Consider the following 23930-nt stretch of genomic DNA (forward strand, 5'->3'; position numbering starts at 1 on the left):
TCATTGTGTGATATAGTAATGAGGAAGAGTTCTACACCGTGGAGAATAGTCACACGCGTCACTGCAGAAAGAGATTTGGTTGGGTACGGGATCAGGTAAGGGGAAAATAATTACGGCACGGCTCAAAAAACGATAATAATTAAAACCTGGTTTGGTATTGGGCATAAGCATTGCTTGTAAAAGTATACAGATCTTCACGCAGATGCCCCCACATCCGTGTTGGATTGCGAGTAGCCGGCTCGCCATGAAAGGTATGTACATGGAAAAACATCAGGATAACACTTTGCATAATTATAAATTTGAAGTGCCTGAGATAATATTCGGCAGAGGTATGCTGAGCCAGGTGGGGCCATGTGCCCGCAGGCTGGGAGGCAAAAAGGTATTTCTGGTCAGCGACAAGGGGCTGTTTCATGCCGGGTGGGTCGATCTGGCCATGCGGAGCCTGCTTGATGCCGGTCTGGAGTTTGTTTACTTTGACGGCATCACCCCGAATCCCAAGGACCATGAGGTGGAAGAGGGGGTCAGGGAATATATGCGTCATGGTGCCGACGTGATTGTCGGTCTTGGTGGCGGCAGTTCCATGGATGCTGCCAAGGCCATCGCCATACTTGTCTCCAATGGCGGAAAAATCCGTGATTTTGAGGGCCCGGACCGCATCATCCGGCCCCTTCCGCCGCTGGTGCTCTGTCCGACGACCTGCGGAACCGGTTCCGATGTTTCCCAGTTTGCAATCATCAGTGATACCGAGCACCTGCGCAAGATATGCATCATGAGCCGTTGTGTTGCCCCGGATATCAGCCTGACGGACCCGGATACACTCGGAACCCTGCCGGATGAGTTCGTCGGCACCACCGCTACCGATGCCCTCAGTCACGCCATGGAGGCCTTCTTTTCGATTGCCTCGACGACCCTGACCGATGTCCACGCCATCAAGGCGCTGCGTCTTCTGTCCGGCAGCCTGTCGGGCGCTGTTCATGAACGTCGGCCGGATGACATGGAAAACCTGGCACGGGCCAGCCTGCACGCCGGTATGGCTTTCTCCAACTCCATGCTGGGCATTGTTCATGCGCTGGCACACCCGATTGGCGGGCTGTATGACGCAAACCACGGCAGCATCAATGCGATTCTGCTGCCGGAAGTGATCCGTTACGACATGCCGGTTGTAACCGAAAAGCTTCAGGAGCTGGCCTGGGGACTCGGCCACCGCGCCAACGGCGATATCAGCGCCGCCAGTGAAAAGGTTCAGGAAACACTCGACCTGCTGCTGGAAGCCAGCGGCGCCCCGCGTACCCTGCGCAGCATCGGAGTCCTGCGCAAGGACCTGCCGGAACTGGCGCGCCAGGCACTCAAGGACGTCTGTATTGTCACGTCCCCGCGTGAAGCGGATGAAGAGGATCTCCTGCGCATCCTGGAAAGGGCTTACTGATGGACAGGATTGCCGTTCGAACCAAGATGGACGAATCATCGCTTGAGCGGCTGCTGGGGTTGGATAGTTCCAAAATCGGCTTCTATGCCGAGGTTAAGCAGAAAATACACGAACTGGAGGCAGCCAATCTGGGGCTGCGCAGCAAAAGCAGCGAGCTTCAGGCCATGTTCGACTCCATCAGTGACGGGGTGATTGTGTATGACAATAGCGGCATGGTGCAGCATCGCAACCATGTCTGCCCGCAGTATTTCCCCCAGGAGACCCTCCCCGGCTGTTCCTGCCGCGAGCTGTTTCATCCGGAGCACGCCTCCGCCCCGCTGGCCTGCCCTGTAGAGCGGGCCCTGGCCGGCGAGCGGGTTGAGGTCTCGATTGCTTCCCTGTCTACCGTGGGAAAGTCACGTTATTTTGATGTTACCGCGACTCCCATCGAGGATAGCAAGGGTGAGCAGCACCGCGCGCTTCTTTTCCTTCGTGACGTCACTGAAAAACGCGTGCAGGAGCTGCAGCTGATACAGGCCGAAAAGCTTTCCAGCATCGGTGTTCTGGCTGCCGGTGTCGCCCATGAGATCAATAACCCGCTCTCATCGGTTGCCGGCTATGCCGAGGCCCTGCTCAGGCGCTTCAAGGATGAACATGCACTGGCGGATGATCCCAGGCTTGACGATTTCCCGAAATATCTGCAGGTGATCGTCCGGGAATCGTACCGCTGCAAAGGCATCATTGATTCCCTGCTCTCCTTCAGCCGCAAGTCTGACGGTTCGGTCTGCAACATAAACATCAATGAGATTCTGCAGGAGGTTCTGGAGCTGGTGCGCTACAAGTCGCACTACGACAAGATCGAAATCCAGGCCAATCTCCAGGATGGCCTGCCGGATGTTATCTCCGATCCGACCGGTTTGCGCCAGGTGTGCATGAATCTTCTGATAAACGCCCATCAGTCCATTAAAGGCGCCGGTGTCGTGGAAATATCAACCGGAGTGACCGGGCAATCGATGGTTATGTTCCAGATCCGCGATTCCGGGTGCGGCATCTCCAAGGATGCCATTGAACAGATCTGGGATCCGTTTTATACCACCAAGAATGTGGGGCAGGGCAATGGTCTCGGGCTGGCTGTCACCTACAACATCATTAAGCGTCTGGGTGGCGAAATCAGTGTGGAAAGCCAGGTTGGCAAAGGATCGAAATTTACCGTAAGGATACCGGCATGTCAGAAATAGTTCGAAATGATACAAAAGTACTCGTTGTCGAGGACGACAAATCGCTGCGGGAGCTGCTGCAGATGGAATTGTCCCGTTCCGGATACAAGGTGACCGCCACTTCCAGTGGTGAAGAGGGGCTGACGGTGTATCGGGAAGAGATCTTCAATGTGGTGCTGCTGGATGTGCGCATGCCCGGCATGGATGGCATTGAGGCCCTCAAGCTGATGCGGGTTGAGTCGACGATTCCGGAAGTCATCATGTTCACCGGCCACGGCACCATAGAAACAGCTGTGGAATGCATCAAGCATGGCGCCTATGATTATCTCACCAAGCCGGTAAAGCTGGATGAGCTGGAGATGCTGATCGACAAGGCCTGCGACAAAAACCGCCTGCGTCTGGAAAACATTAATCTCAAGCTCGAGATCAACCGTTTCAGCAATCATCGCATTATCGGCAGAAGCCAGCCGATCCTGAAGGTCCTTGAAACCGTGCAGCGCTGGGGTGCCACCGATGAGCATGTGCTGATCACCGGAGAGAGCGGCACCGGCAAGGAGCTGATCGCCCGGGCGGTACATGATGCCAGCCGCCGCAGCAACAAGCCCTTTGTCACGGTCAACTGCGGACGCTTCGATGCCAACACCGCGGAGAGCGAGCTCTTCGGACACATGCAGGGGGCCTTCACCGGGGCGAACAAGGGGCGGGCCGGGCTGTTCGAGTTGGCTGACACCGGCACCCTGTTCATGGATGAGATCTCGGAAATGCCGCTGGACGTCCAGGTCAAACTTCTGCGGATCCTTGAGACCAGTACGTTCAAGCGCATGGGGGGCAATCACGATATCCGCGTCAATGTGCGCTTCGTCTTTGCCTCCAACAAGATCCTGGCGGATTGCGTCAGCCGCGGTGAATTCCGGGAAGACCTGTACCACCGCATCAATCTTCTGCCGATTCCTGTGCCGCCGCTGCGTCAGCGTCCCGAAGATATTCTGCCGCTCTCCTGGTACTTCATCCAGCAGTGCAATGAAAACGATGCCCGCAGCTGGGAAATTACCGATGAAGCCATGGCTTCGCTGACCGCCTACCAGTGGCCGGGGAATGTCAGGGAACTCCGCAATACCATCCGCAGGGCCTGCATCCTTGCCAACGAGCCGGTTATTACCCCGGACCTGTTTCCCTTTGCCCCTCAAAAAGCGACTTATTCACCGGCTGCAAGCGTAACGCGCAATGAGGATGCCACCTTTACGGCCTCGCCGCTCTGGGCGGTTGAGCGCGATCATATCCAGAAGGTTCTTGAGCTGGTAGACCAGAATAAGAGCCAGGCTGCCAAACTGCTCGAAATCGACCGCAAAACCCTGTACAGCAAGCTGGAGCGTTACGGCCTGGAAGTTGTCTGACATTGAGAGAGGTTGTTGCTGTCAAGCCGGTTCGCCACCAGATGGATTCACATGGGTGTCAGCACATGTTATCCATCGCTGGTTGACCGGTTTTACATCCTCACATGTATCCCGTCTGTTAATAGTGTTGCTTTTTTCCACACCAACCATAACCGCACAGTTCGTGCACCTATCCGTATCGTTCACGTTATGTTGCATGTTGCTAAATAATAGTAACTTTCCACCCTGGAGCTCAGTTGTTCCGGGTTGGGTAAATAATACACAGTGTAGAGCATATCTACAGTTTGTCCTGAACATGATTGCGTGCTGGTGGCAATGTTAAGCTGACCGTAGTTCAATCTACCGGGAAATGATTACCATGGGACATGCAGAGGTGTTGCCGCAATTGGAGCTGGCTGGGTTGCGTTCTCCCGCACTGCTGACGCTTGCCATTACCGGTGCCTGCAATCTTGCCTGTTGCCATTGCTGGGTCAGGGCCGGAGAGGCGTCGGCACCTGCACATGTATCAATGCGGAAGCTTTGTGTATTGGTGGAAGAGTTTGCTGTTCTCGGCGGTGAAGGTCTCCGGATTACCGGTGGCGAACCGCTGTGTCATCCCCGCTGCATGGATCTGCTTCGATTCTCCCGTTCTCAGGGATTGGAGAAGGTTGTGCTCCAGACCAACGCCATGCTTTTCAGGGATGATCATATCGCGGCTCTGCAGGAACTTGATTTTCCCGGCCTTGCGATTCAGATCAGCCTGGATGGCGTTCAACCCCATTCCCACGATCTGGTACGGGGTGCCGGCGCTTTCAGCGGTGCGCTGCAGGGAATTGTGAAGCTTGTCCAGGCGGGGTTTGCCAGCAGGATTTCGATTTTTTTCACAGAGATGCGCCATAATCTTGCAGAAATACCCGAGCTGCTCGCTTTTGCGGACAGTATGGGCATTGGCTCGGTTTCGACCGGCGCATTGGTCCTGTGCGGACGCGCTGCTGAAACGTCGCCGCTTGCCCCGCCCGAGCTGAAGCAGTACATGGAGCTGCTGGAGCGCTTCGATGGTGACAGCCGCTTCCGGGAGCTCTACAGAAAAATCGGAACCGTGGCAGCGCTGGAGTGGCGGGCAGGAGATGCCACGCGACAGGGTTGCTGCAGCTTTGTTGAAAATCCATACCTGACGCCGGCCGGTCGGCTGTATCCCTGTCTGCTCTGTCACGCGGATGAATACTCTGTGAGCGGGGTATTTGATAAGGGGCTGGCGCGAGCCCTTGTCGAAGGGATTCCGCTCTGGACATCCCTGCAGCAGATCAGCTGCGCGCGCTCTGCTGCGCTCCCGGAGTGCCGGGATTGTCCGGGCAGATTGTCCTGTGCGGGAGGATGCATGGGGCGGGCCTGGGGGAGTTGCGGCAATCTGCTGGCCGCCGATGATCGTTGCGAGGTGCGCCGGACAATCTATGGTCTGCCCTGAAATTTCCGTTAACCCGGCAGACGTATATCAGGTCTTTGAAAAACTCACCGATTCAAGTGATATATCCTGAACTTGAGTTTTCTCGGAGAGAATCAGCTTCATTTTTTCATTTATTCAACTATGTTATTGCTCTTTGAAGCCATTTTGGCCACTTAATCGGCCCGGATTTCGCCTTTTGGGCGGTTTCCTCCCGCTTTATGTGGCACAGATCCCCAAGTTTCGCATTCGGACCAGGTTGTAAGCCGTTACTGCCAGGGTAAAGTGCCAATCGATCTTCTTGATACCTCGATAGCGAGTCTTGCGGAACAGGCCAACAGTCTTCAGCCAGCCGAAGACCTCCTCAATGCGTTTGCGAAACTTCTGGCTCGCTGCATAGCTGATGTGGCGGGTGGTGCGGCCATCAATTGATGAACGACGTCCCTTCTTAGTGGTGTTTTGCGTAACATGAGGCGTTACGTTCAACTCTCGCATGGCTGCGACGAATCCACGAGTGTCGTAGTTCCTGTCGGCCGCTATGCTGATTCGTCGCTTTCGTGGAGCTACCTTGGCAACCATGGCCTTGGCGGTTTCACGCTCGGCAAAGCCATCAGCGATGGTAACAGCACTCGTCATGACCAGCCCATTCTGGTTCTCAGTCAAAAGATGGGCGGCAAACGACAACCTGGGTTCATGGTTGACACCTTTGCGGTAGAGCCTTGCTTCCGGGTCTGTGCTGGATGCGTGAGTATCGTTGGTCAGTTTCTCACCCTGGTAATCACGAGTCGGGTTCTTGCCGCTTGGGGGCTCATGCTCGTCGTTCTTTGGCTTGAAACTTTTGAGAGAAGCCCATGACTGGATCAGGGTGCCATCAACACTGAAATGATCCTTGGATAGCAGCTTGCCGCGCCTGGCCTGCTCAAGCACTTCCGCAAGGAACTTGGCGGCAATATCGGTCTGAATAAGACGATCCTGGTTCGTAGTGAAGCTGGAATTATCCCAGACCGGCTCATCGAGCCCCATCCCGAGGAACCAGCGGAACAGAAGACTGAAGTGGATCTGCTCAACAAGTTTGACGTTGCTGGGAATTGAGTACAAAACCTGAAGCAGCATGGCTTTAAGCAACCGCTCCGGCGGAATCGAAGGCCGACCGGTATGGGAATACATCTGGCAGAACACCGGTGAAAGATTCTCAAGTGCAGCATCTACCATCTGTCGGATAGGACGAAGTGGATGATCCTTGGGGACAAAGGACTCCGGTGAGAGATAAACGAACAATGCATCAGATGGTAGATCGAAACCGCGCATACTTATTCTCCTGAAATATCAGCAAGATATGCGCGAAATCTTAGCATAAATTGGTGCCAAAATCACCGTAAATACAACGAGTTTTTCAAAGACCTGATATAGGTTGTTTCTTGAACTTTTCATGCCTTGCGCGTCTTTCGTGGTCAATAGCTTTTCTCGCTAAATCAGCCATTCCTGTAACCCGCTACCCTTCAATGTACTCCCTGTTGGTCTGTTGTTCCTTGCCCTTGCTGAATCGGTTGGGTGGAAATTCCCCACTGTAGATAAAATCCATAGCCATAAAAGCACACATTGTGGACAAAATTATATAAAACTGTTTCATATCGCCCCGCAGTTTTTTCCCGCCACGCATCCCCATCCAGTAAGATAATCGTAACATGCCGTAATAAAATGATAAATTAAATTGGCATTCTACTTGCTAAAGCCATAGATAACTCGATCACGATGGGCCTTCATGGAAAGATAGCCGGCTCGTTTGCAGTATATAGAGATGATCGTAAAACTTGGTTATGAGGAGGTGGTCACAAAAAAACCGGAGCAGAATGAAGGAGCAGTAAACGCAGCACTGTAATGGAATAAAAACAGTTAAACAAAAAACCCACACCCAAAAAGGAGGAAGTACCCATGTCTCACAACAAAGATGTCAAACGGACCCTCAAGAATGAAAGACTGGAATACCCGATCAAGATGATGCACGCATATCCTTCCGTAAATGTCGGTTGGGGTGCACATACAATGGTTGGCAATGATGCCAGAGCACTGGGTATGACCAATGCGATGATCGTAACCACCGGCCTGAAAGGCACCGGCATCGTCGAGACGATCCAGGGCGTGCTGAAGGCAGCCGGGGTTAATTCCGAAGTTTTTAGTGGTGTAACACCTAACCCGAAGGACCATGAAGTTATGGCAGGCGCCAAGGCCTTGGCTGCCGGCAAATTTGACGGTCTGATCAGCCTCGGCGGCGGCAGCTCCCACGACTGCTGCAAGGCCATCAAACTCGTTCACAGCCATGACGGCCAGGATGTACGTACGTTTGAAGGTGCTTTCAAGGCAACCAAGGCCAACACGATTCCCCAGCTGGCCATCAACACCACATCCGGTACCGGTTCGGAAGTGTCCTGCTTCTCGATCATCAACCATACCGACAAAAAATACAAAATGGCCCTGTTCGATCCGAACTGTACTCCCAGCAAATCCATCAATGATCCGTTGATCCATCAGTGTATGCCTGGCGACCTGGCCGGTTACACCGGTATGGACGCACTTGCTCATGGTGTTGAAGCTATCACTTCCCGTCTGGGTGTTATCTCCGCTTATGGTCCTGGCCTGAGCGCTATCTCCCTGATTTTCGGCAACCTGCGTCAGTCCGCAATGAACCGTAACAACGACAAAGCTGTCGAGGCTATGGTATGGGCAGAAATGGCAGCCGCTTACAGCTTCAACAGCGCCGGTCTCGGCCTGATCCACAGTATGGCACACGCCCTGGGCGGTATGTACGATGCCCCTCACGGACTCTGCAACGCCATCGGCCTCGGTCCGGTCATGACCTTCAACCTGCCGGCCTGCCCTGAGCGCTTCAAGATGATGGCACAGGCTGCCGGTATTGATACAAACGGCATGTCCGACATGAAAGCCGGCGAAGCCTTTATCAACGCCTGTCTGGAGCTGAAAGCCGACCTGGGCATCACCAAGACCTTCACGGATCTCGGTCTGCTTGAAAAAGACGTTGAAGGTCTGTCACGTTTCTCGGTCGCCGATATCTGCACCGAAGGCAACCCGACCGATACCGGTCTGCAGGATATGATCAAGATCTTCCATCAGTGCATGTAATTTTTATCTGATTCATTGTGTGCCCCATGTGATGTTATGCCGCTGGCCCCGAAGAGAGGATGCACCTCGCCGGGTGTCAGCGGCTTTTTCTTTAACTAATTTTCCGGGATCTGAAAAACATCAAACAATGTTCTCGTACAGGCTTGAAGATTGCAATGAAGATTACAGAACCAATGATGTTGTTTCTCATCAACACGGCACATGCTGAATTTCAAATTCAATGACACGAGGCGCATATGATAACCGAACAAGGAGTTAAGGAGTTTCTTCATTCAGGCGGCTACATTGCCGATGATGCCATTGCCACCGCCGTTTTTCTGGCACTCCGCATGGAGAAGCCGATCCTGATCGAAGGGCCTCCCGGTGTCGGCAAGACCGGTCTGGCCAAGGCCCTCTCTGCTGCCCTGGATTTCCCTCTGGTGCGGCTGCAATGCTACGAAGGGATTGACGAGGGCAAGGCACTGTATGACTGGGAATACGGCAAGCAGCTGCTCTATACCCAGTTGCTGCGCACCCAGCTTGACAATTACCTCTCCGTGTCGGCCGACCTGCGGGAGGCCGTCGAGCGTCTGTCCGCCGAAGAAAGCCTCTTTTTTTCCAAAAACTTTCTGGTTCAGCGGCCGATCCTGCGCAGCTTTCTGTCGGAAAAACGATCCCTGCTGCTGATCGATGAGATCGACCGTTCCGATGATGAGTTCGAGGCCCTGCTGCTGGAGTGTCTGAGCGATTTCCAGGTCTCGATCCCCGAACTGGGGGTGATCGAGGCCAAGCGCAAGCCGCTTACGATCCTGACCAGTAACGGCACGCGCATGATCTCCGACGCACTGCGGCGCCGTTGTCTGTACCTCTACATCGGCTATCCGGAACTGGAACGGGAAGTGGAGATCGTCCGGGTGAAATTCCCCGAAATTTGCGACGATCTGGCGCGCCAGATGGTGGCGTTCCTGCGCAAGGCCCGCGATCTGAACTTGCGCAAGCCCCCCAGTGTTTCCGAAACCCTGGACTGGGCCCAGGTGCTGTCGATCCTCAAGGCAACGCAGCTGACACCGGAGGTGGTCGCCAATACGGTGGGCGTGATTGCCAAGCACCAGAGCGACCTGCAGAAGGTAACCGATCTGGCTGTACAGGAATTGAGCTGACCATGGAACGGATCATCGCCGGCTTTGTCGCCGCACTACGTGAAAGCGGCATCCGCGTCTCACCCGGTGAAAGCCTGGATGCGGTTCAGGCCCTGGGCCTCTGCGGCATGGAAGGGCGCCGGTCATCCCGGCAGCTGCTGCGCCTGACGCTGGTGAAGAACGTCAACGATATTCCGACCTTTAATGAGGTCTTTAACCGCTATTTCAGCCGCTTCAAGTTTTTTGATCCGGATGTCAATATTCCCGATCTGATGGATGCCGCCCTCACCGAGATGGAGGGGGAATTCAACTACCTGGACCAATTGCCGGGCGACGATCACGACGACAACGGCCCGTTGCTCAAGCTGGACAGCGATATCAATCCGGAGGATCTGGCCGAACTGAAAAGCCTGACGGAGATAGACCCGGATGACACGGACGGCATTGAAATCGTTGTCCAGATGAAGGGGTACCGCGGGAAGGCCAAGAAGCCTCCCCGACCGACGCGCCGTTATACGCAGAATCCGCTGACAATCGAGCTCAACAAAAGCAGCAGTACCCAGAGCGGCATCACCTTTACGGTGGAAGAGCAGATCGCCATGCAGGATGTGGTCTCACGGATGATGATGCGCCTCCGCAAGGACATGAAGCGGATGAAGAACAACCAGAATCGCGGGAAGCTGCACGTCATCAAGACCATCCAGAAAAACTACCGTCATGACATGGTGCCGTTTCAGGTGGCGCTGCGCCGCAAACGCCGGGAAAAGCCGCGGCTGGTGGTCCTGTGTGACGTCAGCTTTTCTGTGAGCCATGCCTCACGCTTCATGCTGCTGCTGCTGCATACCCTGCATAATCAGATGCTGGATGTGCGCAGTTTCATCTATAACCGTGAAATTGCCGAAATTACCGAAATGCTGGCCAATATGCCGGTCAACGACCTGATGGAAACCATCGACAAGGGCGACATAGTCGATCTGGATGAAAACAGCAGTTTCGGCCAGGTGTTTCTGGCGTTCAAGAAACGGTACTTGGAGAACCTGCGGGGGCGTCCGGCCTTTATCATTCTGGGGGATGCACGCAACAACTATGACGAGGCCAACGACTGGGTGCTGGGCGAGATACGCGAGAAGGCCCGCTACATGCTCTGGCTGACCCCGGAAGAGCGTGATACCTGGAGCCGCGGCGACTGCCTGATGGATATCTACGGGGCCTATTGCGACAAGGTGGAGGTCGTGAAAACAGTCGATGATCTGAGCCTGGTCGTGGAGGACCTGCTGCGCGACATCTATGCTGATCGAGCCGATCCGGTTGACAAGCAGAGAATTCTGGATGCAAAGGCGGCGGAGGTTTACGATTCCAAAGACTACTACACCCGGGGTGCGGGCGGGGGCGGTGAGCCGGTTTTTGACCCGTCCGGGCGCAGCAGTTGGTAGCGGCTTCGTGCCGATCTACATCAAAAACAATAAGGAGTACCAGATGAGTTGTGATAGTAAGAACCACACGATGCATATGTGCGCACTCAAGCGCCAGGGGCTGGAGGAGTGCATCACAAGCCTTTCAGACAAGCCCACGGTTGAATGCAGAAACTGCGGCGCCAAGGCGAACAGCTCGGAAAACCTGTGCGCTGCCCATCTGGGTGACTGGGCGCCCAGTGTGGAGGGCGGTCACGGTACGGTCGGTATTGAAGAGATCGGTAAACCGCATGAGGGGGCTGGTGTCAAGGAGGAGAGCGAGCCGGAGATAGCCATCAAGCAGGTGCCGGGGGACGGTGTCTGCGGCGGGTACTGAGTTCTGGGTAGTGCTGGATTGCAAGGGGGGAGAAACGTCATGAGCCGGATGCTGCAGTCACCAGGTCGCTATGTACAAGGGTTCGGTGCCATCAAGGAAATCGGTCTGCACGCGTACCCTCTCGGAACGTGTGCCCTGGTTATCGGCGGAAAGACCGCCTTGTCGCTGTGCGGTCCCGATATTCTGGCCAGCCTTGCTGAAAAAGGCATCCCCTGTCATCAGGAATGCTTCCAGGGGGTATCATCCCAGCAGGAAATCAGACGGCTTACCGGCATCGCAGCTGCAAACAGGGTCGACATCATCATTGCCCTGGGCGGAGGCGCCGCGATCGATGCCGGCAAGGCGGTGTCCCATGAGATGAAGCTGCCGGTTATCGTTGTCCCCACGGTTGTATCCACTGATGCCCCCTGTTCTGCCCTGTCGGTCGTGTACACCGAATCAGGGGTCTTCGAGCGTTACCTGCTGCTGCGACGGAACCCGGATTGTGTTCTGGTGGATACGGCACTGGTAGCCGGATCGCCGGCCAGATTTCTTGTCGTCGGCATGGGAGATGCCCTGGCCACCTTCTGGGAATCGGATACCTGTGCCAGAAGCGGAAAACCCAATCTGATCACCGGCGCGGTGACTCCTACCCTGGCGACCAGGGCACTGGCGAGAACCTGCTACGAAACATTGCTGGAATCCGGACTTCAGGCAAAGCTGGCTGTTGAACGGCATGTCGTCACACCGGCAGTGGAGGCGATTGTAGAGGCCAACACCCTGTTGAGCGGCCTGAGTTCTGAAAACGGCGGGCACGCCGGGGCCCATTCGATCCATAACGGCTTAACGACCCTGAACGCCGCGGGGCAGAAACTCCATGGCGAAAAGGTTGCCTTCGGGGTCCTGGCCCAGCTTGTGCTGGAAGGTCGCCCGGCGCGTGACATCCGTGAGGTGCAGGATTTCTGTTTCAGTGTCGGGCTGCCGCTTTGCCTTGAAGATCTGGACATAGTAGACCCGACCCCGGAAGAGATCCGGCAGGTTGCCTTTGCCGCAGTAGCCGAAGCTGAAACCATTCACGCAACCTGGTTTCCTGTCGCTGCGGAAATGGTCGAAGCCGCAATCCGGACCGCCGATGCCCTGGGAATCCGCTACAAAAAGGCGCTGCGCTGATGATGAACCCTTGTGCTGACAAGCTGTGCCAATCCTGCACGGTGGATGACCCGCCGCCTTGTACATCTGTGGATTCGACACACCTCCTTCAAACCTATCAGGTCCGCCAGCATGAGTTGGAGCTGCAGGTCGAAAAGCTGCGCCGTGCCAACCAGGAGCTGGAGGTCGCACGCAATAAATACGCACTCCTGTACGACAGCGCCCCGGTCGGGTATTTTTCGTTTGACCGACAGGGGAGCATCCGAACCGTCAACCTGACCGGTGCCAATCTGCTGAAAATGGAGTGTGCCACCCTGGTCGGCCTGCGATTCGAGCAATTCGTTGCCAGTGAGGATCGCTTTATTTTCGCTGATTTTCTGCGGATGGTCTTTCTGGGGCGCGACAAGATGACCTGCCGGGTCAAGCTCTCCGTCAAAGGCATCCAGCCGGTATATGTGCGGATAGAGGCGATGGCTGCCGGAGCGGGTGACGAGTGCCATGCCGCAATGGTGGATATCACGGAGCGAAAACGGTGGGAAGAGTTCCTGCGGGAAAGCGAATACAACCTGGCCAAGGCCCAGTCCATGTCCCATGTCGGCTCCTGGCGCTCGGATCCCCTGACGGGGGAATTGCGTGTTTCGGACGAACTGCTGCGTATTATGGGGCTGACACGCGACGAGACCACCCCGGAGGTGCTGGCGAACCTGATCCACCCGGAAGATCGCGAGTACGCGTTGGCTCTTCTGCAGCAGGGGGCCGAGCAGGGCAATAACTACGAGATTGAACATCGACTGCTGCTCAGGGACGGCACCTCCAAATGGGTCTATTCGATCGTTGAGCCGTCGGTCAATATCGCCCGGCAGGTCGTCAAGCTGTATGGCACGACACAGGACATAACCGAACGCAAACAGGACGAAGTCCGGCTGCGCAACAAGAAAAACGAGCTGCAGGCCATATTTGATGCGGTCAACGACGGGGTCATCGTTTTTGACCATAATGGAAAGATTCAGCACCTCAACCATATCTGTCCGCAGTTTTTTCCTCCTGAAGTCCTTTCCGGGGGGTGCCGGGATGTGTTCCACCCGGATGTTGCCACCTCGCCGCACAATTGCCCGGTTGAAATGGCTCTGCGTGGCGAGCGGGTAGAGACGTCCATGGTTTCTGTTCGCGAAGGGCACAATACCCGCTATATCGACATCACCGCCAACCCGATCAAGGATGAGTTGGGGGAGAAAACCCGGGCGCTGGTGTTCCTGCGGGATGTGACACTGAAGAGGCTGCATGAAATGCAGTTGATCCAGACCGAAAAGATGTCCAGTATCGGTGTGCTTGCCACGGGGATTGCCCATGAAATCAACAATCCGCTCACCTCGGTAGCGGGTTATGCCGAGGCGCTTCTGCGCCGCTTTCGCGACGAACCCTCTCTGGGGACGGATGTCAGGCTGGAAGTTTTTCCCAAGTATCTGGAGGTCATCATCCGGGAATCGTATCACTGCAAGGGGATCATCGGCAGCCTGCTCAACTTCGGCCGGAAATCCGACGGCCTGCTCGGAACCGTGAATATAAACGGGATTCTTCAGGAAATCCTTGAGTTGCTGCGGCACCATCCGAACTATGGAGAGATGGAGGTTTCGGCTGAGCTGACGGAACATATGCCTGTTATCATCGGTGATGCTTCGGGGCTGCGTCAGGTGTTCATGAACCTGGTGATAAACGCCTGCCATGCGATCAAGGATGGTGGTCGGGTTGAGATCACGTCGACCTTCTCGGATGAAGATCAGGCCCTCTACGTCCAGGTCCGCGATACGGGCTGCGGCATAGCGCCTAATGTCATTGACCGCATCTGGGATCCCTTCTTTACGACCAAGGAGGTTGGAAAAGGGGTCGGTCTTGGCCTGGCACTCACCTACAATATCGTCAAGCGCCATGGCGGCGAGATCAGCGTGAAAAGCACGGTCGGTAAAGGTTCGCAGTTTACGGTGCGCTTGCCGGTCCGCTGCGAACCGGAGCATGAAAATGGTGCGGAATTCTGAAGCTACCCGGAGATGGATGTTGACGAGTGGGTCGCTTTTCCCTTGGGAAGGCTGCGCAAGAAGAAGAAGGCAAGCGGCGGCAGCACAACCAGGAAGGGCAACAGCAGGTAAAGAAAGGCCGAGCTTACGCCCGATCTGTCGGCCAGCATGCCCACCAGCGGACCGGTGCAGACGAACAGCAGCCGGAAGCAGAGCGACTGCAGCGACAGGATGCCGGCCCGGTTGGCTGACGGGCATTCCTTTTGCGTGATGTTGAGCATCATTGGTCCCCGCATCCCCCGCATACTCGTCAGCAGGTAATAGAACAGAAAGCCCCACACCCCGCCGAACGTTCCCAACCCCAGATACCCCGTAACAACCAGAACCAGAAACAGTAGCGCCATGGAGCGGTCACCCAGAAAGCCATGGATGCGGTGGCTGGTCAGGGAAAAAAACGCTACAGTCAGGTTTGCACCGCACCACACCGGGCCGAACCAGGTCAGCGGCACCCCGGCATGCTGCATGTAGGGCTGGATCAGCCAGACCGGATAAAACGACGCGATTCCCAGGACCGCATTGATCAGGATGGTGTAGCGCAGACCCTTGTTTTCGACGAAGGCATAGCGGGTCGATTGCAGCGCCTCAGTCAGGTGGCTGGCGGGCGCGGTGATAATCCGGGTCGGCTCGGTCATGGTGCGGGTCAGGAGCAGGGCCAGCAGCCAGACCCCAACCTGCAGGATGAAGGGGAGTATCGGCGCATAGGCGTAGATCACTCCGGCGAAGAGCGCCCCCAGCGCCTCGCCCCCCTGGGCCAGGCTGCTCATGCGCCCCTGGTGGCGGGCGTAGTGCTGCTCCGAGCCATCCGCCTTGAGGGTTTCGTACAGAAGCGCGCTGTCAGAGCCGCTGATGAATGCCAGGGAGATCCCCAGCAGGATCTCGGCGGCCATGACATGGGTGAAGGTGGCGGCAACTGTATAGATCCCCCAGCCGACCATGCCGAGCAGTGCTGCCAGGGTCAGGGAGACACGGTAGCCGATCCGGTCGCTGATGTAGCCGCTGGGGTACTCCATCAGCACCATCACGACCGAGAGGATACCCTGCAGCAGCAGGATCTGGGTCAGTGAGAGGCCGATGTGATCCTTCCAGAACAGGGTGATGATCGCCATCGGAAAGAGCGTCATCTGCAGGAAGGAAAAGGCGTACAGTTTTCGGATGTTGGAGCGGGTGGTTTTCATAAGAGGTTGGTGGATCTATTATCCCACAAAAAGAGTTTACCGCAGAGGAACTTCAAAACCTTTGGGGGGTAAGTCGAAGTCTTGAAAGCAAAAGTCCTTTGGGGAGAATCAAAGTTCTTCATGTTTTCCCCACGATCTTTCTGTTGTTGTCGTACCTCTGTTTTTGGTTTTCCTCTGCGTTACCCTGCGTCCTCTGCGGTAAACGATTTATTAGGTTCATGTGTCGGCTACCTGCCTTTCTCGGCAAAGTATCTCCTGATCAGCAGGTTATGCAGCGGGAAGCCCAGTTCGACCGGTTTCTTGATCAGGGCGATCTCCTGGGTCTCTGAAGATGAGAACGGCTTCAGGCGGCTCTCGGGCTGCCGCGCGGCCAGGCCGCTGATCACCAGGGTGTTGTCCAGACCGTTTTGTACATCGTACAGACTGATCGCGCCGGCAGAGATCTGAATGCCGGTTTCCTCAAAAAATTCCCGCACGGCACCCTCCTGCCAGGTTTCGCCCAGGTCCAGATAGCCTCCCGGCAGTACCAGTGTCCCTTTTTGCGGTTCAATATTTCTTCTGGCCACCACCAGACCCTCCCCGACAGGCACCAGCAGAACTACTACCGGTATGGGATTCAGGTAGTTCGTGTTGCCGCAGGAGCTGCAGGCAATCGGCCATGGCTGCGCCACAGGGAATCTGGTGCCGCAATGGGAACAGCAGGAATTCTTTTCGAACATGAGAGTGCCTTTCGTGGCAGTAATAAACTGCAGTATTCAGAAAAAATTGTATGCACCCTTTGTTCCTGTATACAGTTTCGGCTGAAAACACAAAACAGAGGTTTAAAATATTGTAGATAAAATACTCACTGTTGATATTTTCTACACGAAACGAGCCGCGGGCACGAATCCGCATCTCTTGACATGTCCCATTTTTCCCCACTTCGGATTGTGCAGGTGTGGACAGTTGTATTAAAACACTTGAAATTGTTATTTAAATCATCGTTATATTTATTGGCATTGCCGTTGCAATACAGAGAACATACTACAGCGCATCTTTAAGCGGTGCGACACAGAACGAAAGGAGAATAACATGGAAGTTGAAAATCAGGCAGAGGTAACTTGTAGCGAAGAACCGCGTATCCTTGACGAGATCCAGGTTGAGGAACTCGCAATCGACGGCATCTGCGGGGTGTACTAGGATGGCTGCGGCAGGCATAAAGCTGCATCCGTCCTGCCGCGCGCGGCAAGAGGGGTTCGGTCTCCTGTTTTACGACTGCAAGGGACCGCGCCTCCTCTTCGCTGCAACTGGCACCCTCCTGCCGGCCGACTACTTTGCGACCGTGCGTGCCCGGGATGAATTTCCCGCCGGTACATCGGAATCACAGAAGAAGGCCCTGCAGAAATTTGTAACGCAACTCCTGGAAAAAGGATTTCTCCATGAGCAATAAATATGTCGAAATGGGGATGCGCTCCCCGGTAAACCTGACCTGGGAGGTTACGCTGGCCTGTAACCTGCGCTGCACCCATTGTCTCTCCTCATCCGGTGAAAAGGCCTGCAACGAGCTCTCCACCGCCGAGGCGCTGGATCTGGTTGAGCAGCTGCATACCGCCGGTGTCTTCCAGGTCAATTTCGGTGGAGGCGAGCCGTTTATCCGTCCCGATTTCGAAGAGATCCTGGCCGCCTGCCACAGGCACGGCATCATGACCTGCATCTCCACCAACGGCACCCTGATTACCCCAGAACTGGTCAAGCGCCTGTCTGTTAATCGCCTGGTGGCGATTCAGGTCAGCCTGGACGGGGCCAAGCGGGAAACCTGCGACGCCGTACGCGGTGCCGGAGTATTCGACGCCGCCATAGAGGCCGTCAAGCTTCTGGCAGCCACCAGGATCCCTGCCAGTATCAATACCGTCCTGACCACCCAGAATGCCGATGAGATTCCGGCCATGCACGATCTGGCCAAGTCTCTGGGTGTCTCCCTGCGGGTCAGCCGTTTCCGTCCTTCAGGACGCGGAGCGGAGAATTGGGAATCACTGCGCCCGACCCCGACCCAGCTGATCGCCTTTTCCGACTGGCTGGCCGCCAGCGGCGATGTGCGTACCGGCGACAGCTTCTTCTCGCTGACATCGCAGGAGCGCCAGGGTCTGGGACTCAACCTGTGCGGTGCCGCCAAGCTGACCTGCTGCGTCAGTCCGACCGGCCACATGTATCCCTGCGCCTTCCTGCAGAGTGACCGCTTTGAAGCCGGCGACCTCCGTACCAGCAGCTTTCAGGAGATCTGGGATACGTCGGAGATCTATGAATCCTTCCGTAACCTGCGCATCCATTCCTGCGAAGAGTGCACCCGTTTCGATCAGTGTCACGGCGGCTGTCCGGCCGTGGCCTGGCATCTGAAGAACGATATCAACGGCGGTGACCCCGAGTGCCTTGAGCGCTGCGTGACATCCATTGCCGATAACCGGCTGCCGGCGGCAGCATAAAAAAATCCCCCCTCCCCGTGCGGGAGGGGGGATGAAATTATACGAAGGCATTTTATTAAGGAGCTACCACCATGATGTTCCCGAATCTGTTTTCACCCCTTAAGCTGGGTGCGACCGAGGTGAAGAACCGCATTTCCTTCCAGCCGCACCTGACCAATCTGGCCATAGGCAATCTCCCCAGCGAAAAGCAGATGTACTACTGGGGCGAGCGGGCCAAGGGAGGGGCCGGTCTCGTCATCACCGAGGAACTGACGGTCCATCCGACTGACATGTCCTACGAGAAGCTGATCGACGTGTACCATGCAGAGGTGATTCCCGGCTTCAAGAAGATCACCGACTACGTGCACCAGTACGACTCCAAGATCTTCGCCCAGCTGAATCACAACGGCCAGCAGGGTGACGGCAGCCTCTCCCGGCTGCCGGTCTGGGCACCGTCTCCGATTCCGGACGTCCTGTTCCGTGAGACCCCCAAGGCAATGGAGCCGGAGGACATCGAGGAAGTGGCCCGCTATTTTTACAAGAGCGCCATCCATGTGCGTGAGGGCGGCTTCGACGGGGTCGAGATCCAGTTCGGCCACTCCAGTCTGGCGCGCCAGTTCCTGTCGCCGCTCACCAACTTCCGCAGCGACGAATACGGCGGGAGCCTGGAAAACCGGATGCGGGCGCCGCTCAAGTTCATCTCCGCGGTGCGGAAAGCGGTCGGCAAGGACTTTACCCTCGGCATCCGCATGTGCGCCGACGAGATGATCCCGGGCGGGCTCGACCTGGGCCAGGTCCAGGAGATCTGCGCCCTGTTCGAGGCATCCGGTCTGATCGATTTCATGGACCTTTCCATCGCCACCTTCTACAACCTGTACCTGGTGGAAGGCTCGATGCATACGCCACTCGGTTACACGATCCCGCTGGCTGCCGGCATTCGCGAAAAAATCAAGCTGCCGGTCTTCTGCACCGGCAGGATTAACGACCCGGTCATGGCCGAGAAGGTACTGGCCAGCGGCCAGGCCGACATGATCGGCATGTGCCGGGCCCTGATCTGCGACCCGTACCTTCCCAAGAAGGCGCAGGAAGGCAGACTGGACGACATCCGCTACTGCATCGCCTGCAACCAGGGCTGCATCGGCCGGATCGGCATGAACAAGAGCCTTGGCTGTGTGCAGAACCCGGCCATAGGCCGTGAGAAGGAGTGGGGCGAAGGGACCCTGGAAAAGGCCGGCGTAAAGAAGAAAGTAACGATCGTCGGTGGTGGCCCGGCCGGCATGTGGGCCGCCAAGATGGCCGGCCGACGCGGCCACAAGGTCACCCTCATCGATCGCAACGAGGCCCTGGGCGGTCAGGTTATAACCGCCATGAAGGGGACCGGCCGCGACGAGTTCGGTGTCATTATCCGCAACGAAAAGAGCCAGATCGACAAGGCCGGCGTGACCGTCAAGCTCGGTGTGGATGCATCTGCAGATCAGCTCCTGGCCGATAAGCCGGATGTGATCATCGTGGCCACCGGCAGCGTCCCCAAAAAACACCCGGTGGGCGGGGCCGATGGCCCGGCGATCTTCAATGTCCTGCAGGTGCTCAACGGTGAGGCCGAACTGGGCGAGAGGGTCTGCCTGATCGACTACGACGGACACCAGCGTGCCACAGCCACCGCCGAGTTCATTGCCGACCAGGGGAAAAAGGTTGACATGATCACCTCCAGCCTCTTTATCTGTGCAGAACTGGGGCCGACCCAGGACCTGTACTCGTCACGCCAGCGCCTGCTGCAGAAGGGGGTCACCTTTACCCCCGACATCGCCATCATGGAAGTCGGCGGCGCGGCCGGGGCCAAGACCGTCAAGGGCTTCAACGTCTACTCCAACGTCTGGTTCGAGTGGGGTCCCTATGATTCCCTCGTCCTGGCCATGGGACAGCAGGTGGACGACGACCTGTACATGAACCTGAAGGGGAAGGTGCCCGAGCTGTACCGGATCGGCGACTGCGTTGCCCCCCGCAAGGTCGATATGGCCATCTGGGAAGGTCATAAACTCGGGAGGGAGATCTGATGGGTATCAACGGCAAAATCCTCGTTTTTGTCGATCTTCCGAACGGCGAACTCGACGAGACCGGTCGGGGCCTGCTCTCCTACGGGGCGCGCCTGTCCGTCACCCTCGACGCCCCCTGGGGTGTAGCTGTTGCCGTTGCCCCCGACAGCCAGCAACTGGCCGCCTTCGGCGCTTACGGCACCCCGACGATTACCTGCATAACAGCAGGAGAGACCCTGCTCGACACGCCGGTGCTGCTGGGAAAAAACCTGGCCGCACTGGCACAGGATGAACTGGCGCGCGTCATGGTTTTTCCCCACAACGACCTTGGTGCAACCCTGGCACCGGTGGTTGCCCATGCGCTGCAGGCCGCCGTCATGACGGAGCTGGTTACCGTCCGCAGCAGCGAGGACGGCATCCGCCTCTCCCGCAAGGCCCTGGGGGTCCGGATTGCCGAATCCAGGACATGGGACTGCAGCCGCCCGCTGGTGGCCACGGTGCCCCTGCGTTCCCTGAGCCAGGTGCTCCTGCCGACGGTGCGTCCCACTTCGCCTTCTGTGGCCAGCTGGCGTCCTGCCGCAGCATTCACCGGCGCCACCTCAGCGGTGATCGGCCGGATACCGCCCGACCCGCAGACCGTTGACCTGACCGAGGCGGAGGTGATCTTCAGCGCCGGTAAAGGGTGCGATCCGACGGTCTTTGAGCAGATGAAGGAATTGTGCCGGCTGCTGAATGTCTCCTTCGGTGTCACCCGTCCGGTGTATGACCTGGGCTGGACCGGTTTCGAGCGGATGGTCGGCCAGACCGGCCGCACGGTCACACCACGGCTCTATCTGGCCCTGGGTATTTCCGGCTCCATGCACCATGTGGGTGGCATCAAGGATTCCCGCCGCATCGTGGCGGTCAACACGGATGCCAAGGCCCCCATTTTTCCCAATGTGGATGAAGGGTACGTGGCCGATCTCAAAGAACTGCTGCCGCGCCTCCTGGTCCAGGTTAAAGCACGGATCGGAGGTGCGCCATGAGCAAACAGTATCAGGCAATCGTAATCGGTGCCGGACCGGCCGGCTCTTCCGCCGCCCTGACCATGGCCCAGGCCGGGCTGGATGTGGCCCTGGTTGAGCGCGGTACCTATCCGGGCGAGAAGAACATGTTCGGCGGAATCCTGCACCGCATGACCTCCATCGAGGAGCTCCTGCCCGACTTCCTGGCCAGCGCACCACTGGAGCGCCACATCGCCAAGAAGGGCACCACCTTCATGACCGGCGAGGCCAGCTTCCATGTCCAGCACGAAACCGTCAATTTCGACCGTGCTCCCTACAACGGCTATACCGTTTTCCGCCCGCGCTTCGACCGCTGGCTGGCCGAGGAGGCTGTCAAGGCCGGCGCCACCCTGATCAACCGCTCCACGGTGGATGACCTGATCCGCAAGGACGGGAAAATTGCCGGTGTCACCATCCAGGGGCGGACTGGACAGCTGCATGCCCCGGTGGTGATCGCCGCCGACGGAGTCCTGTCGTTTACTGCCCAGAAGGCCGGTCTGCGCCGTCCGAAATTCAACGCCGACCAGATGGCGGTGGGGGTCAAGGCCCTGATCGATATGTCGCGCGAGACCATCGATGACCGTTTCGGCCTGGCGCGCGACCAGGGTTTTGCCAACGAGTTCGTCGGCTGCACCGGCGGTGTGCGCGGCGGCGGCTTCCTCTACACCAATTACGACTCACTCTCCATCGGACTGGTCTTTCATCTGGCCAGCCTGCGCACCAGCGGCAAGACCCCTTATGACCTGCTGAATGCCTTTCTGGAGCAGCCCCAGGTGGCCAAGCTGGTGCGGGGTGGACGGCTGCAGGAATATTCGGCCCATGTCATCCCCGAAGGGGGCTATGACATGATCCCTGAGCTGTACGGCGACGGCATCCTGGTCGCCGGCGACGCCGCGGCGCTCTGCAACGCCACCGGCGTCAACCTGGAAGGGATCAACCTGGCCTCGCACTCCGGCATTCTGGCCGGCAGGACGGTGATCGCTGCACACGAACGGCAGGACTTTTCTGCCAAAACGCTGAAACAGTACAAGCAACGGCTCGACCTGAGCTGGGTCATGAAGGATCTGAAGGGATTCAGAAACGCCCCCAAGATGCTTCATATCAACCGGATCTACAATGAATACCCGGAACTGGTCTGCAGCATGATGGAGCATCTCTATCGCATCGACGGCACCCCCAAGACCAGTATCCCCAAACTGATCCTGCGGGAGGTGAAGGAGAAGGTCGGGCTGAAGAACGTCATCTCCGACGCATTTACCGCCTGGAGGGCATTGTGAACATAGACGAGATTTTCGACAACACCAGCTTCACCATTGACCGGGAACCACATATTCTTCTCAATTACGAGATCTGCACCAGCTGTGACAACCGCGGCTGCGTCAACTCCTGTCCGGCCCGCTGCTACACCTGGTCGGAAGAGGATCAGAAGATGACCTTCGTTCATGACGGCTGCCTGGAGTGCGGTACCTGCTATGTAGTCTGCCATCGTGACGCCTTTACCCGCTGGCGCTATCCCCGGGGAGGATTCGGGGTTGCCTACCGGATGACGTAGAGGCAATGTTGAATTGTGAATGTTGAATTCAATCCAAAATCCAACATTCAAAATTTAGAATTTCTTTGGAGCTATCCATGCACAACAATAAACTCGACATCCTCGTTCTCCTGCGGGAAGCCAGTGATCCCCGCCCACCGGCACGGGTCACAACCCGCGGTTCGTCCATCAGTGACCGGGGCCTGCGCCGTATGCCGAATCCGGCCGACCTGTCGGCCCTGGAAGAGGCGCTGCACCTCAGGGACCAGCTGGGAGCGCGGGTGACCGTGCTTGCCATCGGACCTGAAAGTCTTGATGACACCATCCGCCTGGCCTTTTCCCTGGGAGCGGACCGGGGCATCCGTTTCTGGGATCACGGCCTGGAAGGTGGCGATGCAGTGGCCGACGCCCGTGTGTTGGCGCGTATCACCAGCATTCTTGTGCCGGACCTGATTTTTACCGGCAACCAGATGATTGATAAGGGTGATGACCCGGCTCCGGCCCTGGCTGCTGCTGCCTCCGGCATGCCCTGTCTCTCCGCGGTCGTTGCATTTACCCCCAAAAAGGAATGGGTAGAGGCGGAGCGCAAGTCGGATCGCGGTTCACGCCAGACTGTTTCCGCCCCGTTGCCCTGTTCGGTGCTCTTCGAGGAGGTGCGGGTTCCGCGCTATCCGACGGTCGAGGCGGTGGTGGATGCATTGAGCGTTCCGATCGAGGCCTGGGATCTGGCGCACCTGGGGCTGCCCTTCTGGGAGATCGGCGCCAGCGGCGCCTATCTGGACGCAGCCGATTACGGTGTCCCCCGCCCGGATCCGGTGCGGGTCGTGACACCTGATCCGAAACTGCCGGCCTTCGAGCGGATTCTTTCGCTGCTCTCCGGCGGCATCAAGGCCCGTGAGGGGCGGGTGCATACCCTTTCGGTCGATGATACGGCCGCCGGCATCATGCGGATCTTTAGCGAAGAAGGGTTGTTGGCAGAATGATCGTGATACATCCTGCAGTTTGCACTTGTCCTCAACGGCCTATATCT

General features: G+C 57.1%; 21 protein-coding genes. 18 read left to right on the forward strand and 3 right to left on the reverse strand.

Translation table 11 applies throughout. The features are described from left to right. Positions 1-283 precede the first annotated feature (283 nt). The 4 genes from ACOCF6_RS15595 to ACOCF6_RS15610 all read left to right on the forward strand — a co-directional run bounded on the left by ACOCF6_RS15595 (position 284) and on the right by ACOCF6_RS15610 (position 5460). Complete coding sequence (locus tag ACOCF6_RS15595; protein ID WP_482461253.1) at positions 284-1426, forward strand: iron-containing alcohol dehydrogenase; 1143 nt, start codon at positions 284-286, stop codon at positions 1424-1426. Continuing rightward, positions 1426-2643: a two-component system sensor histidine kinase NtrB gene (locus ACOCF6_RS15600; protein WP_482461254.1), complete on the forward strand. Its 1218-nt coding sequence runs from the start codon at positions 1426-1428 to the stop codon at positions 2641-2643. The genes ACOCF6_RS15595 and ACOCF6_RS15600 overlap by 1 nt, the downstream gene beginning before the upstream one ends. Beyond that, complete coding sequence (locus ACOCF6_RS15605; protein WP_482461255.1) at positions 2631-4016, forward strand: sigma-54-dependent transcriptional regulator; 1386 nt, start codon at positions 2631-2633, stop codon at positions 4014-4016. The genes ACOCF6_RS15600 and ACOCF6_RS15605 overlap by 13 nt, the downstream gene beginning before the upstream one ends. Positions 4017-4374: 358 nt before the next feature. After that, positions 4375-5460 carry a radical SAM protein gene (locus tag ACOCF6_RS15610; RefSeq protein WP_482461256.1) on the forward strand — a complete coding sequence of 362 codons (1086 nt, stop codon included), beginning with the start codon at positions 4375-4377 and terminating at the stop codon, positions 5458-5460. Positions 5461-5655: 195 nt separating this feature from the next. On the opposite strand, the gene ACOCF6_RS15615 is transcribed toward ACOCF6_RS15610, so the two are convergent. Beyond that, positions 5656-6744, reverse strand: a complete 1089-nt coding sequence (locus ACOCF6_RS15615; protein WP_482459040.1) for an IS5 family transposase — start codon at positions 6742-6744, stop codon at positions 5656-5658. A gap of 624 nt (positions 6745-7368) precedes the next feature. On the opposite strand from ACOCF6_RS15615, the gene ACOCF6_RS15620 reads away from it, so the two are divergent. The 6 genes from ACOCF6_RS15620 to ACOCF6_RS15645 all read left to right on the forward strand — a co-directional run bounded on the left by ACOCF6_RS15620 (position 7369) and on the right by ACOCF6_RS15645 (position 14641). Then, positions 7369-8574, forward strand: a complete 1206-nt coding sequence (locus ACOCF6_RS15620) for an iron-containing alcohol dehydrogenase family protein (protein WP_482461257.1) — start codon at positions 7369-7371, stop codon at positions 8572-8574. 236 nt (positions 8575-8810) lie between these two features. Next, positions 8811-9713: an AAA family ATPase gene (locus ACOCF6_RS15625; protein WP_482461258.1), complete on the forward strand. Its 903-nt coding sequence runs from the start codon at positions 8811-8813 to the stop codon at positions 9711-9713. A gap of 2 nt (positions 9714-9715) precedes the next feature. Further along, positions 9716-11125, forward strand: coding sequence for a VWA domain-containing protein (locus tag ACOCF6_RS15630; RefSeq protein ID WP_482461259.1), 1410 nt, complete (start codon positions 9716-9718; stop codon positions 11123-11125). Positions 11126-11168: 43 nt separating this feature from the next. Further along, positions 11169-11480, forward strand: coding sequence for a hypothetical protein (locus ACOCF6_RS15635; RefSeq protein ID WP_482461260.1), 312 nt, complete (start codon positions 11169-11171; stop codon positions 11478-11480). A 39-nt stretch (positions 11481-11519) separates the two neighbouring features. Next, complete coding sequence (locus ACOCF6_RS15640; RefSeq protein ID WP_482461261.1) at positions 11520-12629, forward strand: glycerol dehydrogenase; 1110 nt, start codon at positions 11520-11522, stop codon at positions 12627-12629. Next, the gene (locus ACOCF6_RS15645) at positions 12629-14641 is read left to right on the forward strand and encodes a PAS domain-containing sensor histidine kinase (RefSeq protein ID WP_482461262.1); all 2013 of its coding nucleotides are present in this window, start codon (positions 12629-12631) and stop codon (positions 14639-14641) included. The genes ACOCF6_RS15640 and ACOCF6_RS15645 overlap by 1 nt, the downstream gene beginning before the upstream one ends. Before the next feature lie 2 nt (positions 14642-14643). Here ACOCF6_RS15645 and ACOCF6_RS15650 read toward each other — a convergent pair whose 3' ends face one another. Further along, on the reverse strand, positions 14644-15855 hold the full coding sequence (locus ACOCF6_RS15650; RefSeq protein ID WP_482461263.1) for an MFS transporter: 1212 nt from the start codon (positions 15853-15855) through the stop codon (positions 14644-14646). A gap of 227 nt (positions 15856-16082) precedes the next feature. Next, positions 16083-16574 carry an NUDIX domain-containing protein gene (locus tag ACOCF6_RS15655; RefSeq protein WP_482461264.1) on the reverse strand — a complete coding sequence of 164 codons (492 nt, stop codon included), beginning with the start codon at positions 16572-16574 and terminating at the stop codon, positions 16083-16085. 352 nt (positions 16575-16926) lie between these two features. Between ACOCF6_RS15655 and mftA the strand changes: the two genes are divergently transcribed. The 8 genes from mftA (at position 16927) to ACOCF6_RS15695 (ending at position 23883) form a co-directional block, all read left to right on the forward strand. After that, positions 16927-17034, forward strand: coding sequence for a variant-type mycofactocin precursor (gene mftA, locus ACOCF6_RS15660; RefSeq protein WP_482461265.1), 108 nt, complete (start codon positions 16927-16929; stop codon positions 17032-17034). A 1-nt stretch (position 17035) separates the two neighbouring features. Next, positions 17036-17284, forward strand: coding sequence for a mycofactocin biosynthesis chaperone MftB (mftB, locus tag ACOCF6_RS15665; protein WP_482461266.1), 249 nt, complete (start codon positions 17036-17038; stop codon positions 17282-17284). Next, entirely contained in the window at positions 17274-18314 is a 1041-nt protein-coding gene (gene mftC, locus ACOCF6_RS15670) for a mycofactocin radical SAM maturase (protein ID WP_482461267.1), read from the forward strand. Before mftB ends, mftC begins: the two co-directional genes overlap by 11 nt. Positions 18315-18385: 71 nt before the next feature. Further along, positions 18386-20347 carry a mycofactocin system FadH/OYE family oxidoreductase 2 gene (locus ACOCF6_RS15675; RefSeq protein ID WP_482461268.1) on the forward strand — a complete coding sequence of 654 codons (1962 nt, stop codon included), beginning with the start codon at positions 18386-18388 and terminating at the stop codon, positions 20345-20347. Further along, entirely contained in the window at positions 20347-21351 is a 1005-nt protein-coding gene (locus tag ACOCF6_RS15680) for an electron transfer flavoprotein subunit alpha/FixB family protein (RefSeq protein WP_482461269.1), read from the forward strand. Before ACOCF6_RS15675 ends, ACOCF6_RS15680 begins: the two co-directional genes overlap by 1 nt. Next, complete coding sequence (locus ACOCF6_RS15685) at positions 21348-22646, forward strand: FAD-dependent oxidoreductase (protein WP_482461270.1); 1299 nt, start codon at positions 21348-21350, stop codon at positions 22644-22646. The genes ACOCF6_RS15680 and ACOCF6_RS15685 overlap by 4 nt, the downstream gene beginning before the upstream one ends. Beyond that, positions 22643-22921 (forward strand): ferredoxin family protein, encoded by a 279-nt coding sequence (locus ACOCF6_RS15690; RefSeq protein ID WP_482461271.1) that lies wholly within the window; start codon positions 22643-22645, stop codon positions 22919-22921. Before ACOCF6_RS15685 ends, ACOCF6_RS15690 begins: the two co-directional genes overlap by 4 nt. A 77-nt stretch (positions 22922-22998) precedes the next feature. Beyond that, positions 22999-23883, forward strand: coding sequence for an electron transfer flavoprotein subunit beta/FixA family protein (locus tag ACOCF6_RS15695; RefSeq protein WP_482461272.1), 885 nt, complete (start codon positions 22999-23001; stop codon positions 23881-23883). Positions 23884-23930 lie beyond the last annotated feature (47 nt).

This window comes from Geobacter psychrophilus (assembly GCF_056821595.1).

Coding starts and splice junctions, on each gene's coding strand:
- ACOCF6_RS15650 (WP_482461263.1), bottom strand. CDS start 15,855: ATGAAAACCACCCGCTCCAACATCCGAAAACTGTACGCCTTTTCCTTC.
- ACOCF6_RS15695 (WP_482461272.1), top strand. CDS start 22,999: ATGCACAACAATAAACTCGACATCCTCGTTCTCCTGCGGGAAGCCAGT.
- ACOCF6_RS15605 (WP_482461255.1), top strand. CDS start 2,631: ATGTCAGAAATAGTTCGAAATGATACAAAAGTACTCGTTGTCGAGGAC.
- mftA (WP_482461265.1), top strand. CDS start 16,927: ATGGAAGTTGAAAATCAGGCAGAGGTAACTTGTAGCGAAGAACCGCGT.
- ACOCF6_RS15635 (WP_482461260.1), top strand. CDS start 11,169: ATGAGTTGTGATAGTAAGAACCACACGATGCATATGTGCGCACTCAAG.
- mftC (WP_482461267.1), top strand. CDS start 17,274: ATGAGCAATAAATATGTCGAAATGGGGATGCGCTCCCCGGTAAACCTG.
- ACOCF6_RS15680 (WP_482461269.1), top strand. CDS start 20,347: ATGGGTATCAACGGCAAAATCCTCGTTTTTGTCGATCTTCCGAACGGC.
- ACOCF6_RS15610 (WP_482461256.1), top strand. CDS start 4,375: ATGGGACATGCAGAGGTGTTGCCGCAATTGGAGCTGGCTGGGTTGCGT.
- ACOCF6_RS15655 (WP_482461264.1), bottom strand. CDS start 16,574: ATGTTCGAAAAGAATTCCTGCTGTTCCCATTGCGGCACCAGATTCCCT.
- ACOCF6_RS15685 (WP_482461270.1), top strand. CDS start 21,348: ATGAGCAAACAGTATCAGGCAATCGTAATCGGTGCCGGACCGGCCGGC.
- ACOCF6_RS15600 (WP_482461254.1), top strand. CDS start 1,426: ATGGACAGGATTGCCGTTCGAACCAAGATGGACGAATCATCGCTTGAG.
- ACOCF6_RS15630 (WP_482461259.1), top strand. CDS start 9,716: ATGGAACGGATCATCGCCGGCTTTGTCGCCGCACTACGTGAAAGCGGC.
- ACOCF6_RS15675 (WP_482461268.1), top strand. CDS start 18,386: ATGATGTTCCCGAATCTGTTTTCACCCCTTAAGCTGGGTGCGACCGAG.
- ACOCF6_RS15640 (WP_482461261.1), top strand. CDS start 11,520: ATGAGCCGGATGCTGCAGTCACCAGGTCGCTATGTACAAGGGTTCGGT.
- ACOCF6_RS15625 (WP_482461258.1), top strand. CDS start 8,811: ATGATAACCGAACAAGGAGTTAAGGAGTTTCTTCATTCAGGCGGCTAC.
- ACOCF6_RS15615 (WP_482459040.1), bottom strand. CDS start 6,744: ATGCGCGGTTTCGATCTACCATCTGATGCATTGTTCGTTTATCTCTCA.
- ACOCF6_RS15645 (WP_482461262.1), top strand. CDS start 12,629: ATGATGAACCCTTGTGCTGACAAGCTGTGCCAATCCTGCACGGTGGAT.
- mftB (WP_482461266.1), top strand. CDS start 17,036: ATGGCTGCGGCAGGCATAAAGCTGCATCCGTCCTGCCGCGCGCGGCAA.
- ACOCF6_RS15620 (WP_482461257.1), top strand. CDS start 7,369: ATGTCTCACAACAAAGATGTCAAACGGACCCTCAAGAATGAAAGACTG.